Annotated in this window: 11 protein-coding genes and 1 pseudogene; 10 read left to right on the forward strand and 2 right to left on the reverse strand. The window is 53.5% G+C overall.

The window, feature by feature from the left end:
- The first annotated feature begins 180 nt into the window (after nt 1-180).
- A complete protein-coding gene (gene virG, locus J5286_RS22850) occupies nt 181-942 on the forward strand; it encodes a two-component system response regulator VirG (RefSeq protein ID WP_161990910.1) in 762 nt (253 codons plus the stop codon).
- Between the two features lie 132 nt (nt 943-1,074).
- Here the strand turns inward: virG and J5286_RS22855 are convergent, their stop codons facing one another.
- Nucleotides 1,075-1,683 carry a conjugal transfer protein VirC2 gene (locus tag J5286_RS22855; protein WP_174080945.1) on the reverse strand — a complete coding sequence of 203 codons (609 nt, stop codon included), beginning with the start codon at nt 1,681-1,683 and terminating at the stop codon, nt 1,075-1,077.
- 2 nt (nt 1,684-1,685) lie between these two features.
- Nucleotides 1,686-2,381, reverse strand: a complete 696-nt coding sequence (locus J5286_RS22860; protein ID WP_042474834.1) for a conjugal transfer ATPase VirC1 — start codon at nt 2,379-2,381, stop codon at nt 1,686-1,688.
- 256 nt (nt 2,382-2,637) lie between these two features.
- Between J5286_RS22860 and virD1 the strand changes: the two genes are divergently transcribed.
- The 9 genes and pseudogenes from virD1 to J5286_RS22905 all read left to right on the forward strand — a co-directional run bounded on the left by virD1 (nt 2,638) and on the right by J5286_RS22905 (nt 16,903).
- Nucleotides 2,638-3,084, forward strand: coding sequence for a T-DNA border endonuclease subunit VirD1 (gene virD1 / locus J5286_RS22865; RefSeq protein WP_042474831.1), 447 nt, complete (start codon nt 2,638-2,640; stop codon nt 3,082-3,084).
- A 27-nt stretch (nt 3,085-3,111) separates the two neighbouring features.
- A complete protein-coding gene (locus tag J5286_RS22870) occupies nt 3,112-4,452 on the forward strand; it encodes a T-DNA border endonuclease VirD2 (protein ID WP_209193641.1) in 1,341 nt (446 codons plus the stop codon).
- A 271-nt stretch (nt 4,453-4,723) separates the two neighbouring features.
- Nucleotides 4,724-7,048 carry a virA/G regulated protein gene (locus J5286_RS22875; protein WP_245206674.1) on the forward strand — a complete coding sequence of 775 codons (2,325 nt, stop codon included), beginning with the start codon at nt 4,724-4,726 and terminating at the stop codon, nt 7,046-7,048.
- Between the two features lie 59 nt (nt 7,049-7,107).
- Nucleotides 7,108-9,102, forward strand: a complete 1,995-nt coding sequence (gene virD4, locus J5286_RS22880; protein WP_174080948.1) for a type IV secretion system ATPase VirD4 — start codon at nt 7,108-7,110, stop codon at nt 9,100-9,102.
- 107 nt (nt 9,103-9,209) lie between these two features.
- Nucleotides 9,210-11,708 carry a virA/G regulated protein gene (locus J5286_RS22885; RefSeq protein ID WP_174080949.1) on the forward strand — a complete coding sequence of 833 codons (2,499 nt, stop codon included), beginning with the start codon at nt 9,210-9,212 and terminating at the stop codon, nt 11,706-11,708.
- Nucleotides 11,709-12,284: 576 nt separating this feature from the next.
- Nucleotides 12,285-12,476 carry a type IV secretion system effector chaperone VirE1 gene (gene virE1 / locus J5286_RS22890; RefSeq protein WP_042474821.1) on the forward strand — a complete coding sequence of 64 codons (192 nt, stop codon included), beginning with the start codon at nt 12,285-12,287 and terminating at the stop codon, nt 12,474-12,476.
- A 13-nt stretch (nt 12,477-12,489) separates the two neighbouring features.
- Nucleotides 12,490-14,160, forward strand: coding sequence for a type IV secretion system single-stranded DNA binding effector VirE2 (locus J5286_RS22895; RefSeq protein WP_174080950.1), 1,671 nt, complete (start codon nt 12,490-12,492; stop codon nt 14,158-14,160).
- Nucleotides 14,161-14,225: 65 nt separating this feature from the next.
- Nucleotides 14,226-16,280 (forward strand): virA/G regulated protein, encoded by a 2,055-nt coding sequence (locus J5286_RS22900; RefSeq protein WP_174080951.1) that lies wholly within the window; start codon nt 14,226-14,228, stop codon nt 16,278-16,280.
- Nucleotides 16,281-16,527: 247 nt separating this feature from the next.
- Nucleotides 16,528-16,903: pseudogene (locus J5286_RS22905) on the forward strand (cupin domain-containing protein).
- Nucleotides 16,904-17,251: the final 348 nt, after the last annotated feature.

The raw sequence follows: 17,251 nt of genomic DNA on the forward strand, positions 1-17,251 counted from the left end.
AAATTACATTTGTAGCAAAGCCCAGCAATCTTTGTCATGAAACTGAAACAATTCGTTAGCATTTTTGTCATGCACGGGCCGGGCCGAAATTCTGCCGGAGTTCCCGTATAGTGAGAAAAAATTGACGAGTGGAGTCTAACACATACATCCTTTGCATGCATAGATTCCGTTGAGCTGCAAATTGCTGGCCAGGATCCTAGATTGAAAGGCGAACCGTTGAAGCACGTTCTTGTCATAGATGACGATGTCGCTATGCGTCATCTTATAGTCGAGTACCTTACGGTACATGCCTTTAAGGTGACCGCTGTAGCCGATAGCAAGCAGTTCAATCGCGTGCTCTCTTCCGAGACCGTCGATGTTGCGGTTGTCGATCTTAATTTGGGTCGTGAAGATGGGCTTGAGATCGTTCGCACCCTGGCGACCAAATCAGACGTCCCAATCATAATTATTAGCGGTGATCGCCTTGAGGAGGCGGACAAAGTTGTCGCGCTCGAACTGGGAGCAACCGATTTTATCGCCAAGCCTTTTGGGACCCGCGAATTTCTAGCGCGCATCCGTGTTGCATTGCGCGTGCGGCCCAGCGTCGCGCGAACGAAAGATCGACGCTCATTTTATTTCGCTGACTGGACCCTTAACCTCAGGCAACGCCGTTTGATTTCGGAAGAGGGCGCTGAGGTGAAACTCACGGCAGGTGAGTTTAATCTTTTGGTTGCTTTCCTGGAGAAACCGCGAGACGTCCTATCACGCGAGCAGCTTCTGATCGCCAGTCGAGTGCGCGAGGAGGAGGTATATGACAGAAGTATAGACGTCCTCATATTGAGGCTCCGCCGAAAACTCGAAGAGAACGCAACAAACCCTCAGTTAATCAAGACTGCAAGAGGCGCCGGCTATTTCTTTGACGCTGACGTGAATGTTTCCTATGGAGGCATGATGGCGGCCTGATGCAGGGGTGCCTACCGACTTGGCACCCTGTTCCCAAAGTTAACTGATTGTTCTGGCCGAGTGGCATGGGCCGCTTATACTCCGTACTCCGAGCACATCAGCACTGCGAAGTGGTCGGATAGGTCCTAAAGGTTAGCCTCTAGTCTTCTTCTCTCCAGCGAAGAAAGATGCAAGCGCGGCTGTAGCCAGTTTGTGGCCAAAAGCCCGGGCAGTCTCCAATCCCAACGGATCAAAATGATTGCGAGCGATTTTTAGCAGCGATACCGGGAACATGCGGGAGGTCTGAACGATGATAGATTTTTCGGAAATTGCCTGGGGAACCGCGTAGCTATTCGGGGCCGTGCTAAATGATCCGTCCGCCAACATGTTCTCAAAATCGGCGAGTGCACGGCGCAAGATCATCTGCAGCGCCTTGGAAGCGCTGTACTGCAGAATCAAGTTATCATATATCTTTGATACCTCAGGAGCGGGTGGTCGCGCCGAAAGAAAGACCTGGATCTTTTCCGGCGGCGCAGTCGAACTCAAGGCGTCCGCCGTTAGCATTGATTGCCGATCGGAGTTGTCACGACGCTTGGCGGCGATAGGAGGAGGTGGTCGATCTTCCTGTCCGCCTCTTTCAGGTAACTGCGGTTGCGCCGAGTTTTGCGAGGAACGAGCTGGGATTGGGTGAACGATCTCCGGTCGCGCGGCAGCAAGCCGTCTTGCTTCACCGACAGACAAAGCGGGTTTGCGGATCCCCATCTTCAGTTCCCCAAGGTTTCGCCGATCAATTCTGAAATTGTCACGAGTTCCTCCATCGCAATTCTGAGGTTCCGCTCGAGGAGGCGCATCGTCGGATCATTTGCCGTGTTCAGCAATGTGAGATGCAACATGCCACGCTCCTTCATTGCAGCGAATGCGTCTCTTTCGTGCATTGGAGATTGCACGACAGGCAGGTTCGCCAGCATGTCTGACATCGCGCGTTGCGACGTGGTCAATCGGCCAACCGGGACCCGCTGGCGCAACACGGCGGTCGGGATCACCAAGTTCTCGCTCAGCAGCAGCTCGACGACATAACGGTATGTTGAAAGAGCCTCATCGACATCGAGCGGAGTTAACATTGTGGGGATCAGAAGCAGGTTTGAGCTAGCGATGATTGTGTTGTTGAGCTCGCTCGAACCACCATGCGTATCGGCCAACGCATAGTCAAAATCTTGAAGCTCGGCGTCCTCATAAGCCGCTTCAAGAAGTGACATTTCTTCTGCGGCGTACACCTCGCAGGATGTATCCCAGGTGTTGCTACGCATGGCGTTTTCTTTCCATCGCGTTAAGGGGCGGTTCTCATCGGCATCGAAGAGAGCCACTCTTTTGCCGTCTCTTGCAAAAGCGGCGCAAAGGCCCATGAGCGCCGTGGTCTTGCCGGCGCCTCCTTTAAATGAGCAAAATGTCAGAAGTTTCATGGGTTTATCCTGCCGACGTTGTGAACGAAAGTGCGTTCGTATTTTTGTCTGTATGTGTGGCTGTGTGTATAAAAGAAAACTACCAAGCATATATTTCAATTGCATTGAAAGATAATTGCAAATGTAACTATACAAATCGAACTATGCGCAGGATATTCTTGAATTTATTCCGTTCGAGGCTAGGCTCTGCTGGTCTCGACTGGAGAATTCCACTTCGGAACAAATCCAGATCATTCCGCTTTCTATGGAGCAAGCCATGTCGCAAAGCGAAAAACCGACTTCAAGTGACATTGTCGACCGGCGTGAAGGCCCGAAGATTGAAGGTTTCAAGGTCGTTAGCACTCGTTTGCGATCGGCCGAATATGAGAGCTTCTCCAGCCAAGCCCGTCTGCTAGGGCTCTCCGACAGCATGGCCATAAGAGTTGCGGTCCGCCGCATTGCCGGCTTTCTCGAAATCGATGCAGAGTCTCGTCAGACGATGGAAGCCATACTTCAGTCCATAGGAGCACTCTCAAACAACATTGCCGCGCTACTGTGCGCCTATGCTGAAAATCCGACAACGGATTTAGGGGCTCTGCAAGCTGAACGAAACGCTTTTGGTAAATCGTTCGCTGACCTCGACGGCTTGCTCCGTACCATTTTGTCCGTATCACGGCGAAGGATCGACGGTTGCTCCATGCTGGCGGACGCCTTGCAGAACTGACGTAGCACCTGGCGGGGAATTTGTTGGATGCCCGATCGGTCTCAAGTCATCATCCGCATCGTGCCAGGAGGTGGGACGAAGACCCTCCAACAGATTATCAATCAGTTGGAGTATCTATCCCGGAAGGGCAAGTTGGAGCTGCAGCGCTCGGCCCGGCATCTCGATACTTTCGTACCACCGGATGAAATCCGCGAGCTCGCCCGAAGCTGGGTTCAAGAAACCGGAACTTATCACGAAAGTCAGCCAGACGAGGAAAGGCAACAGGAGTTGACCACCCACATCATTGTAAGCTTCCCTGCCGGTACAAGTCAGGTAGCAGCCTATGCAGCGAGCCGGGAGTGGGCAGACGAGATGTTTGGGTCAGGCTCAGGGGGAGGCCGATACAACTATCTTACAGCCTTTCACATCGATCGCGATCACCCACATCTGCATGTGGTCGTTAATCGTCGCGAACTTTTGGGGCACGGCTGGCTGAAAATATCCCGACGCCACCCCCAACTCAATTACGACGCCTTGCGCATTAAAATGGCCGAGATTTCACTTCGCCATGGCGTCGTCCTCGAGGCGACCAGGCGAGCTGAGCGCGGCATCAGCGATCGGCCGATGACTTTTGCCCAGTATCGACGCCTTGAGCGACAGCAGGCCAATCAAATTCGTTTCGAGGATCCTCATTTCGAACAATTCTCGCCTGGGGGAAACGACCGAGAACCGGATCAATCTTTCAATTCTTCGTACGGTGAGCTACCTCAAAACGTGTCAGAAGGTTCGGAACGAAACGAGTGTCTACAACCGGTGTCTGAAGTGCGTTCCCGCGCACCAGTCGGGTCGAACGGCGACGGCGTGACGCCGAATCGTGTACCGTCTGGAAACGATTCCCGTTCTCAATCCCGCGGCGATGAAGCCTTTGTGGACGATGACAATTTGAGGAACGGCCCTCTCACCATAGCCGGAGACGGCCAGGATCTTGAAGGCCGTTCTGGCACTCATCGTTTGGCAACCGTCACGCACACAACACGCGAAGATGACGTTCGGCAACGACCTCTTCGAAAACGGCCTCGCGGTGATGAGGAAGAGCAGAGCGGCGCAAAACTGACCAGGGTAAACGAAATTCGGACGGGAGTGACAATCACCGACGTACCGGTTGCCCCGGACGATCCGATAAGATCGCCGATACAGCCCCCTGAACCAAATCCGTTGCATGACCCGGGACAGACCAACATCGCTACGGACGGATTGCCTCCGAGAGCCGATCGCCCGCAGCAGCGACAGCCAAATTCTAAGCGTCCTCGTGATGATGACGCCGAGCCGAGCATTCGCAAGCGGTCAAGGGACGGGCGCAGCCAAGGGGATGAGGGAAATAGAAGGTAGAAAAGGATCGATCATGGCAGATGAAGAATTCCGTCGAGACTTGAGCCGCTCCACTACGGTGAACTCGAATTCCTCACGACCATTAATTCCTGGTGGGGCTCGCGACCTTCCAGGTACTTCCACCGGAAATCAACGGCCTGCAACCCATCCCCAGAATACCGCAGAGATACCCCCGGCGAGATCAGCCGAAGCTCCGGCAGGCCAATCAGCGGTCTTTCCGAGGAATAAAGGGTATTTTCGTACGGCCATGCAATACCTGCGGGAGATTGAAATGCAGTCCACTGCCGCAGCGTACCACGAAACGTCGTCGTCACGTTTTGGCAAGGGGCAAACAAAGCGGTTGCGCGAACACGAGCAAACCGGTGACGAAAGTGAATCAGTGGCGAAACGGAATACCAGCTCGGAAAAGCAGGTGGGTACTATTGCCGCGTCTTTGGCTATGAACCATAGCTCGACCGCGACGCCTGCGTCGCAAGGGGCGCACCGGTCTGTAATGGAGCTGGATAATATCGAAGAGGCTGGAGAGAGCGGTACGCAATCTCAGCACGAAATTGCGACGCAACCTGTTGACACACGCGCTTTTGGTTCAAGTCATGAAGTCATCATTCCTGGAGAGGGCCAGCCTGAAGAAACATTCGACAGCGCACCGGATTGGATGGTAGACAGCGGGGATAGCCTTCCTTCGACGGAACAAGGCTTCTCTGGGCCAGGGTTAGATGACCTTGATTTGCTCGCCGACAGCAGTTCGCCGCTCAGTACTCAGGTTGTTCCTGCTGATATAGCCGCTACGAATTTAAGCATTGACGCAGGGTCCACCAGCACCGAAAGCACCCAAATCCTCGCCGACAGTGACTATTTCGACGACGCGACCGAAATCGGTAGCGAAACAGCTTCAGGATTGATCCAAGAAGGTTCCGTTCGATCGCTTGGCTCACCGGAGGAACGCTTCGATGCATTTCCCGAGTTGACCGACGAGGACTTGGCGCAGATTGACGCACTCTTCAGAGCCCCCTCGCCTTCGAGGCGGGATGTTGCGCACACTATTCATGCGGTCAGCTTGGACGATGCCTTCTCACGCGAGGATCTTGCCGCAGGCCACGACGGCTGGCTTACGAATCCTGCGGTCCATCAGGAAACTTCTCGGCAGGAATCGAGCCCACTAGAAACGAAGTCCGACGACTTCCCCGAACTGACCGAGGAGGACCTGGCGCGGATCGACGCACTCTTCGAAGCCCGCTCGACTTCGGCGCGGGATGTTGCACCCGCTGTTCCTGCGGCCCCGTTGGGCGATGTTTTCTCAGGCAAGGATTTTGCTGCGGGCCTCGACGGACTACCTAGAGACCCCGCGGCCCATCAGAGGACTTCGCGGCTGGTGACAAGCCCATCAGAATCGAATTCCAACGACTCCGAATGGACGGACGAAGAGTTAGCGCGGATCGACGCACTCGTCGAGCTGCATTCCAAGAGGCGTCGTTTCGAGCAGGATGTTGCTGGAAAATCTCATAGGCTCAGTCTGAACGAGGCTATCGAGGAGGTTCGTTCGCCCACTACGGTTTCGGGAACGAGCGTCGCCCGGGCGGCACCTATCACGCTCGAAAGCGGAGTATCTGGACTACCGCAGGCTACCCAAGCGGAGCCTTCAGGCTCGGACGTCGCGGGGCCACTGAAGATCGGCAAGGCACCGCGTGTCGATATCCGACGAGATGCTTCGGATAAAGAGAAACAAAAAATCTCGTTAGATTATCAGGTTCAGTCAGAATCTGGCGCATCCTATGTTTACCAGCCGCGACACCCGTCCATTCAAACGATTTTCGATGCTGAACATCTTGGTGACCACCTACTAATTGGGAACGAGCCAATTCCTCCTTGGCCCCACCCGTTGAACCACGTTATGCGCTTTGAAACATGCAAGCAACTATTTGAAAGATTGCGGAAGTGGCCGACTGCGGAGGAGTTGGAAAACAGTGTGATCCTCGTCAAAGCGGATGGCGCGCAAAGATCCTACATGCCGCGAAACCAGCTCCTTTTGCATCTCGGGCCGGAAAAGTATCTGGAACGAATGAACGCGCTCGGTCTCTCCGGAAATGCTTTCAGCGGATTGAAGTCCGGTAGCAAATATTTCTATGATACACCTGCTGGACCACGGATCAGCGAACATGATTATGAGTTCCCGCGACAGGCGGGCGTGCACAATCCGGAGGTGATGGTACAGCATCCTAGCGGAACCTTCTTTTCGTTTTGGCCAAAACTTCTCAGGTTGGAAAGGCTTGCGACAGTAACGGATACGTATGGCGCGGAAAATGTTTGGCTCAAATCGCCAGGCAACGCTTACATGACGCCGGAAACCTATAATTCCAAAGTTGCGAACGGCGCCGAAAACCTTTTTATCGAGTTCATACATCCCACTCGTGTCCACGACCACGTTGGCGAACCTGGAACGTCAAATGCAAAAACTGTCGGTGACCTAACCGAAGATCGCGCGCAACATGCAGACCGGTTAGCAGATCAGTCCATGGGCCGGAGCGGGCATGGCCGTGACGCGCAGCGTGGTACGAGGGCGTTTGAACCGCGGGTGCGGGAAAGCTATGGGCTGTAGATCCAGCTGCCGGTAAACAAATTGGCGTTTCCAATAGGTGAACAAAGCGTGGTTACGTGATGAATTCAGGCAAGTACACGCCATTACGCCTAGCTGTGAGCATAGCATGTTCATTGGCAGCTGGGTTTTGTGCAGCCAGTCTCTATGCAACATTTCGCCATGGCTTTACTGGCGAAACGATGATGACTTTCAGCGTTTTTGCGTTCCTGTATGAGACACCACCTTATTTGGGATACCAAAGCCCTACGTTCTATCGCGGACTTGCCATTATCGTTGCCACGTCGACGCTTGTGTTGCTATGCCAACTATTGTTCTCGATGCGCGATCGCGAACATCACGGCACTGCTCGCTGGGCAGGCTCCGGTGAGATGAAGCACGCCGGCTACCTTCGGCGCTACAGTCACGTCACGGGTCCCATCTTCGGCAAGACCTGTGGACCACGTTGGTTTGGCAGCTACCTGAGCAATGGAGAACAACCTCACAGCCTTGTTGTCGCTCCGACTCGTGCTGGTAAGGGCGTTGGCGTCGTTATCCCGACGTTGCTAACCTTCAAGGGCTCGGTGATTGCTCTGGACGTGAAAGGCGAACTATTTGAACTCACATCGAGGGCGCGTAAATCTAGCGGTGATGCGGTTTTCAAGTTCTCGCCCTTAGATCCAGAGCGGCGAACGCACTGTTACAATCCCGTGCTGGATATTGCCGCGTTGCCGCCCGAACGGCGCTTTACAGAAACGCGCCGCCTCGCTGCGAATCTCATCACAGCCAAAGGCAAGGGAGCCGAAGGTTTCATCGACGGGGCACGGGATCTTTTCGTAGCAGGCATATTGAGTTGCATTGAGCGCGGCACACCAACGATCGGTGCCGTTTACGATCTGTTTGCTCAGCCGGGCGAAAAATACAAACTATTTGCGCAACTCGCGGAGGAAACACAAAACAAAGAGGCTCAGCGCATCTTCGACAATATGGCGGGAAATGACACCAAAATATTGACGTCCTACACATCGGTGCTCGGCGACGGCGGACTCAATCTTTGGGCCGATCCACTCGTTAAAGCGGCTACAAGCCGCTCGGATTTTTCCGTCTACGATCTGCGGCGGAAGAGGACTTGTATTTATCTTTGTGTCAGCCCGAACGATCTCGAAGTCATAGCGCCCTTGATGCGTCTGCTCTTCCAGCAGGTTGTATCAATCCTGCAGCGATCGCTGCCACTTTGGGATGAACGGCACGAAGTTCTGTTTCTCCTCGATGAGTTCAAGCACTTGGGCAAGCTGGAAGCCGTGGAGACGGCAATTACGACGATCGCCGGCTACAAGGGCCGCTTCATGTTTATTATTCAGAGTCTGTCGGCTTTGACAGGAACTTATGATGAGGCTGGTAAGCAAAATTTTCTCAGCAATACGGGTGTCCAGGTATTCATGGCGACTGCTGATGACGAGACGCCGACCTACATTTCTAAGGCTATCGGCGACTACACGTTCCAGGCTCGCTCAACGTCGTACAGCCAAGCGCGCATGTTTGATCATAACATCCAAATCTCCGACCAAGGAGCACCGCTTCTGCGCGCCGAACAGGTCCGCCTACTCGACGACAATTATGAAATAGTCCTTATCAAGGGCCAACCTCCCCTCAAACTGAGAAAAGTGCGATATTATTCGGATCTCATATTGAAGCGGATTTTCGAAAGCCAACAGGGTTCCCTTCCCGAGCCCGCATCTTTGATGCTGCCGGGAGACACAAACCTCTTTGACGGCAAGCTCGGCCAGGGAGCAGCCGATACAACTTTGCAAAAACCGGTGCAGATTGAAGAGAGTGACTATGGAGAGGTCGGTACCCCCCAAAGCAGTACCGTGGCTGATGGAGAGCACAGCGTGTCAATACCAATAGAAGTTCGCCCGGGTTCAAACGGAGTTGGTGACAAGCGGGAGTACAAAGGTGCGGACACCGCAACCTCCGAGACGCTTGCGGAAATTGCTCCAGCTTTTTTGGCGCAGCGCGAACTCCTGGACCAGATCATTTCGCTCCAGCAACGAGGTAGAACGGCTTCCAGCACTTGAAGATCGTTGTGACACCGCATCGGATCGAGTCTTGCTAGCGCCGTCAGATGTTATGTTTCGTGAATGCATTACTACCGCTGAAGGTTGCTGTTTAATGAGATATCGCCATGAAACCGTCGGGAAGCTCGAAAATTGGATTCGCCGAGTGGGCTGAATACTCGCTCGAGGTTAACGCCGGGGTTACGCCTGTCCTTCATCCCAAAGAGCCTTTGAACCGTTTTGCTAGCTCCCCATCTGACGGCCAAACGGATCACCGGGAAAATTCATCTGCGCCATTCTTTTATGAGGGAATGAGACTGGGTGCTGCCGAGCAGTCCGCTTATGAGACATGGGATAGAGCGGACAGGCCCAGTTGGAAAGACCTGATACTGAGCGCTCGCGTGAATGCGATTGACAGTTCCGCTTGGAAATCCGATGTCGGAGAAAGCACCTCTTCGGTTTTTGTCTATGAGGGGGTTCCTCTGGGGGGAGGGGAACGGCGTGCCTACGAGGAATGGGTGGAGCCGGGGCAGCCCAGTTGGCAAGAACTCGTTGTCAACGCGCGTATTGAAGAGCTAGACACCTCTACTTCAATTCCGAATGAGTATAGTCGCCTTCAAGAGGAATTCAGATCCGATGCACCTAAGCGTAAGCGGACAAGCTCGATTGACAAAAAAGACGGTTTCCCTGAACCATTTGAATTTGATGGGATGAGACTCGGCTCACCTGAGCGCGAAGCATATGAGAATTGGAGCAAACCGCAACCACCATCCTGGAAAGACCTGATAGTTGACGCCCGTCTTCAGGCAATCGGCAGTTCTACCTGGCTCAACGAATCAAATGACAGCTCGGTCTTCGAATACGAGGGCGTCCCGCTTGGGGAGGGGGAACGGCTAGCGTATGAAAAATGGCTCGAGCCCGCGCAGCCAGGATGGGAAGACCTCGTTGTGGACGCACGCGTCGCGGAATTGCACTCTGCTTCGATGTCGTGCGAACACGAACGGGGCAAGGACGTTGCTTCCAACGAGTCAGGGCGCATGTCCGGCGCCCCAATTAACGGCAAGCAGGTGTTGCGTGCCTTTGTGTACGATGGAGTTGCGCTCGGAGCAGCCGAGCGCGCTGCGCATGATCGCTGGAGCAAGCCGGACCGACCCACCTGGGAAGATCTTATCATAGACGCACGCCAAGCTGCTATTGAAGGCGATGCCGTTTCGAACCCGGCGATCGGGAAGATACCTTCTTCAGTCTTCGTATATGAGGGAATGTCGCTTGGGGATGCGGAACGTCAGGCGTATGGAAGGTGGAGGCAACTAGCCCAGCCGCGGTGGCAAAATCTGGTGGTGAACGCGCGTCTGGCAGAGCTCGACCCGTCGGCCTGGATTCTCGATGAACATGATCCGTTTGAGGATGGCGAGGCGGTTGCTCCCCCATCGGAAGCAAGCACAGCCAGGAACATCCTTCCCATTTTGGATAATCAACCGGCATCGCGCCGGCCCGGTCTTGCACGTGACGCAGCACAAGAGACGGCTCACGTGCAAAACCCGGCATGTGCACAATTGGAAACAAGGCGCACACTAAATTTCGGGTCCTCTGGACCGGATTCAGACCAAACCGCGATCATCGCCGGCAGTAATCGCCTCGAGGGTGCGAGCAAAGTAAAGCGGCTCGGCACCAAGAGCCACCGAGCCGCCACAGCAACGGCCTATGACGCGATTTCCAGCGCGAATGGATTGTCGTCCGATGAAGGTTGTTTGACGATACAATCCCCTCAGCCAGAAAAAGCCGTGCGCTCGAGAAATGACAATATTGGTACTTATGGAAGTCGGAAAAATGAACGAGCGCGGCTCGCGACCGAGACCGGGAAGTACGAGTCGGAGCATATTTTCGGATTCAAGGTTGTCCACAATACCCTGCGGGCGACAAAAGAGGGCCGGCGGCTGGAAAGGCCGATGCCTGCCTACCTCGAATGCAAGGAGCTTCATCGCCAACATGTTGGCACTGGCAGGAGACGGACCGGACTGATTGGGCGCGGATGGCCAGATGATGCAAGCTATCGCTCAGACCAAAGGGCAACTCTGTCGGACCCTGTTGCGTCTGCGGAGGGTGCGACCGCTTCAAATGGGTATCAGTTGAACCAGCTAGGCTACGCGCATCAACTCGCTAACGATGGTTTGCAAAGTGAATCGCCCAATGGAGTCACCATGCCAATTCAGGTCGCGACAACTAGCTATAACTATACGGTGAGCCGTGATCCTGTCCTTTCACCCCCCAGCAAAGAGCAAGCCCCTCAATTGCTGCACCTTGGACCCCGTGGGCAAACAGAAGCTGTGCTTGCCCGAGAGACCGCATTGACCGGAAGATGGCCAACTCTCGAGCGTGAGCAGCAAGTATACCGGGAGTTTTTGGCTCTATATGACGTCAAGAAGAATCTGGACGCCAAACCACTTGGTATGCGGAAGAAAAAAACCGCCCTTGTTTCTGCGTTGGACCGGACCGCCGGTTTGATAGGCGCGTCACCTTCGAAAGCTCAATCGTCGAGCGCGAAGGACGACAATACCATCCCGCACGACGAGCGAAGAGTCTATGATCCGCGGGATCGAGGCCGTGCGGAGCACCGTGAACGCTGACGGTAGGATCCAGAATGACAATTCATTGTGGCATTCCGACAGACTATCATTCACAGGGGCACCGTTTACTCGGCCACTTTCTCCTGCGGCCTTCTTTGAAAAAGTCGCGCTAACTCCGTGATTTAGCGAGAGTTACATATGAAACGCGATATTCGTTTAATGACTGAGGCTCGGATGGTAGGTTCAACACAAACTCATTTCTATTCGGAGTCTAGATTGTGCCCGAAGAGAGACTGCCGTTGCAAGAGTCTGGAAATACTGTGCACGGTTGATGTTGATTGGACCGCTTGCGTCCCAAGCTGGCTTTCGTCTGAACCGCTTGCCGCCGATAGTCAAGTTCACTTGGCAGGCAATCCGACAATCTCAGGGTGTGACTTACTTTAAGGGACACTTGGTTGAAGAAGCGAGATGGAAACTGCGTACCGGAACAGCCTCGCACCAGGCCATTTGGGACCGTGAAGATGGAGAAAGCTCTAATTTGCGCTCATGAATTTCCGTCCGATGTTTTTAGGTTGGGCTTAGGCCCGGAGCGGCAGGCGCTAGGAACGTCGTAATTTCTGTAGGAGAAACAACGATATGGCAATCATCAAACTAAATGCGAATAAAAACAGGCCTGTCTTGGCGGTTGAGGAGCCGCAAGAAATTCACACAGAGGAGTTGAGCAACAATCACCAGCCGAATGGTTTTACGAGTTTGGATCTCGAAATGATCGAACTGGAGAATTTTGTCCTTCACTGCCCGCTCCCGGAAGAGAACCTAGCTGGCTAAAAGGAGTTAGACGATGAATCCGAAGGCCGACGGCAACGATGAATATATCAATGTGACTGGCGAGCACGACGTCAAAAATGCTGGTGTCGCCGATCTAAAGCGCCAGAGGACAGCGGGCGTGAATTCAAACACGACTTCCGATATTGAGATGACGGGCAGCTACGAAATTCTCACACACGACATCCACGGGAGCCCCACCCACACGGAAGATATCAACTCTCACCTGGATGCGCAGTTGCTCGGCTCTCAGTCAAGCCATGTTTTTAGCAGCGCCCATGACAATCGGTCTGGGGTTGAAAATGAGTTATCCAGCTTGTTCGCGAATATGGCTTTACCAGGCCATGATCGGCGCCCAGACGAGTATATTCTTGTGCGGCAAACCGGACAAGACAGCTTCGCAGGTACTGTTAAAGGTAACCTCGATCATCTGCCCACCAAGGCGGAATTCAATGCGAGCTGCCGGCTCTATAGGGACGGGGTCGGCAACTACTATCCCCCACCCCTCGCATTCGACAAGATTGATGTTCCCGAACAATTGGCTGCAAGCTTGCATAAGCTGGAGCCAAAAGAACGGAGCAAACCGCGTTTTCAATACAAGTTGGAAGTCTGGAACCGAGCTCACGCGGAGATGGGTATCACCGGCACAGAAATTTTTTATCAAACAGACAAGAATATCAAGCTCGATCGAAATTATAAGTTGAGGCCCGAGGATAGATACATACAAACAGAGAAATATGGGCGCAGAGAAATTCAAAAGCGCTACGAGCACGAGTTTCAAGCTGGTTCTCTGTTGCCCGATATTTTAATCAAGACCCCGCAGAATGATATACATTTCTCGTATAGGTTTGCCGGCGACGCTTACGCTAACAAGCGATTTGAGGAATTCGAACGCGCCATCAAAAATAAGTACGGCAGTGATACCGAGATCAAGCTGAAATCCAAGTCTGGCATTATGCATGACTCCAAATATTTGGAATCATGGGAGCGAGGCAGTGCGGATATCCGTTTCGCAGAGTTCGCCGGCGAGAACAGAGCTCACAACAGGCAATTTCCGGCTGCGACTGTGAATATGGGAAGGCAGCCAGATGGGCAGGGAGGGATGACTCGCGATCGTCATGTAAGCGCTGACTACCTATTGCAAAACATGCCCAGTTCCCCTTGGGCGCAAGCCTTGAAAGAGGGAAAGTTGTGGGATCGCGTTCAGGTCCTTGCTCGCGACGGAAACCGTTATATGTCACCTCCCAGACTGGAGTATTCCGACCCGGAACACTTTACCCAGCTGATGGATCGAGTTGGTCTGCCCGTGTCGATGGGTCGGCAAAGTCATGCGAATAGTATCAAGTTTGAGCAGTTTGACGCACAGGCAGCGGTTATTGTTGCAGAGGGCCCGAACTTACGTGACGTTCGAGATTTGTCTTCGGAAAAATTGCAACAACTGTCTCAAAAAGATGTCCTGATAGCGGATCGCAATGAAAAGGGTCAGAGAACTGGCACTTACACTAGTGTTGCGGAATATGAGCGCCTGATGATGAAATTGCCGAACGACGCAGCGCAGCTTCTCGCTGAACCGTCCGATAGATATTCACGTGCTTTTGTCCGGCCAGAGCCAGCATTGCCACCCATCAGTGACAGCCGGCGGAGTTACGAAAGCCGGCCGCGTGGTCCAACCGTAAACAGTCTGTAGGTTTCCTGCTAGCACGTCAGTGACGAAGCCCACTAGTTCAAACATGCCAATGAAAGGGTTCAACAATGGTCGACACGACGAAAAAAAGTGTCGCGAAGTCGCTTACGGCTGACATGCGCCGTTCTGCTAAGCGGCTTTCTGAGCAAACGCGTAAGGCGTTACTTACTGAAGAGGAGGCAACAAGGACGCTAGCCCGGTTCGAAACCCCGGACCAGAAGCGAAAATATGCCGCCGACATGCAGATAATCGACAAGCTGGACGCCGGCTTTCGAGGCGAAATAAGTTATAAAATGCTTGGAAATAAACGGCTTCGGGTCGACAGCCCAGACGAATTAACGCGCGAGCATGGTATACTAAGAAAAACGAAGAAAGTTCTGAAGCGTAACGCAGAAACCGGCGATATTTACTTGGGTCTTCACGAAAAGAAGACCTGGAGAAGCGTTAGCAGCCATCTCTATGCCGAGGACGGTACACTTCGCGCGAAGCTTGTGAAATACAAACACGGACGCTTTGAGGAAAAATGGGAACGAGACGAAAATGGCCTGCTGATCCGTACGCGGCATGTCAACCGAAATAGGCTTTTTCAACCGATTTCCGAGAAGGTGAGCGCACCCTATCGGAGCGGACCGGAAAACCGGGTCTTTCGTGAACTAACCCGTCAAAAAGGTTCCAAGCAGGAAATTTTTGAGCGGGACGACAAAGGCAACCTCGAGCTCGTCGGCAGCAAACGTCTCGGATTTTCGAAGAATTTAACGAAAGCCGCGGACCGTCAAACTTCTCGGACGACGATTCGAAAACTTGGTGGCGCATTCAGCAAATCTTATAGCTCCCTCCTAGACAAGGAGGGCAACGAACTTGGCCGGGATATATCAAGTCACCGCCGGCTCTTCAATAAGCGATCGGCCGTCTACGATGATGCCAGCGGGCAATTGAAGAGCACCAAGCATACCTTCGGTAAGATCTACAAGAGTGAAACAGCGTATTTGAACGCTGATGTCAAAAAAGTCTCAAAAAAGATACTTGGCGTGACGGTTCGTCGCAAACTGACGGCGCTAAGTGAACAAGAACATGACGCTCAGAAGCTGCGCAATTTGGAATCCATTGAGCATAGGAAGGCTTGGCAGAAGCGCGCAGTTATCCCCATATCGCCTCTACGGGAGGCGGCAAATGTGCATTTAGCGCCGCAGTCGTATCCGGTCAGTTTTGTTGGAGGCGGCCGTCGTGACGAGGCCGAAACTAAGGTTGTGCCTGCACAAGGCCAACCAATTGATGCCGTTGTACAAACGTCACCCTTGTTTCGCCAACCGAACTCAGAGCGACAGGTCAATTCTCAAACACCACCTCCGTTGTCAAATGTGCGTCTCTCAGACCCAGCTTTTCGAGCGGAAGGGGCTAAGTCGTACAAAGAGCCACTGGCGATCAATCTCCAGCGTGATAATGAAAGGGAAATGCAAGAAGAAAAAAACCTCAGTGAGAGGCCGGGACATCTCTTCCTGTCAAACCGGCCAATAACAGAGATGTCGTTTCCGGGATCCCCGGAAAGAACAAGGGTGTTAGGCTCGCGGAGGGCCTCGCTAAACCCATCCGCCGATCAGAAATTCTCGGTCGATAGAGCGAATTCCCAACCACAGCCGGTGTCTTCATCCCCGATCAATAATCATCAGTCGGATCCAAACGACCAAGAGCTCCTGAGTTTCCTGCATAGTGTACCAGTCCCACCGCCGTTGGAAGTACATGCCGCACCAGGCGGGCGCATTCAGGACAGCTTCCGTGAAGCTTCCAGAGACAGTCTGGTGGGAACGAGTTCAGCGCCGGGGAGTGTAGTCGATGAACATTTTCAAGGGCCTTTGGAACGCGATCATTCGACCATTACAACAAGCGAGCGCTTTGATCCGCAGTCATTGTTTGGCGAACCGGGCTTGTCGCACGTCTCAGAAGGCCGGCCAGAACTTTCGACGGAACGCGACCATTTGACAGATTCGGAACAGCAAGCCTTACTGAATGAATTGCTTGGTGTTCCATTACCGGGTCCTTTGCCGAAGGCGGATAACGAGCGATCGAGGGTTTTGGAAAGATCACGGAACCGAGAGCGCTCCATGTCAGGAGGGCTTTCACTTTAGAATAGATATACCGTTCACATACATCTGGCATCCACCCATTGTCTTGATTGAAACAGACAAAGCCATGCGGAACACGCCACTTTGAAGCGATGCTCGAGAAATTGTTGAGAGCGTAGGACATCGTGATGAAACGCAATCGTGACATCCCGCTGCAGGACTTCGACGCATCGCAGGCGACTCGGCGAGAAATTTTTGCGCCGCCCGCGATGCACTTGTATTGGGCCACGAGCTCCAAGGGAGCAATGCCATGAGTGTTTCATCGAAGCCCACCTGCCGTATTGTGCGGCCCGGCAGCACCTATGCCGGAAAACAGGGCCTCAGCTATTTCAAGGGGATTGCCGCCGAGACAGTGGGCTCGACGGAGATCTGCATGCATCTTCTGACGATTCAGCCGGGCGCCCGCGCCAAGGCGCTTCTTCATGCCTCGCATGAGACTCCATCAACGCGGCTGGAAGAGCACCTCATCGTGCATGAGGGTGAGATGTTCTATATTTCCGGCCAGCATCGCGGGCATCTTCCCGCAAACCTCAGCGATGGGCTGGCGACACCGGCCCGCACCGACCCGAACAAGGTGGAAAAGCCTGGTCCCGCTGCCGGATTTGGAGCGGCATGTAGCGCGCTGAGCAGCCGATATGCCGATTGAACTAAACCTCTAGCCGCGGAGTTGGCGCGTGGTTTACCTGATGCTCTGCCTGAGGGAATTTGGTTTTTCGCAACCCAGCCTCAAGATAGGTAATCGAGGTGGCTGAGATGACCTCTCTCCGTCGCCGGATGACCGAGGACATGACGGTCCACAATCATTACCGGCCATACATCAATGATGTCTTTATGAAGTCGTAGCCGCCATTTCGGCTGATCACTGGCTCGGCTCGGCCTGAACGTATCCCTTACCTTCCAGGTCCATCTTTCTTCTAGTCGCCACGTGTCTGGCTTTCCGGTTGTGCGTGTGTGAGCGATATCGCTCATAACAG

It is taken from the genome of Rhizobium sp. 16-488-2b (genome assembly GCF_017741815.1).
GTDB lineage: Bacteria > Pseudomonadota > Alphaproteobacteria > Rhizobiales > Rhizobiaceae > Rhizobium.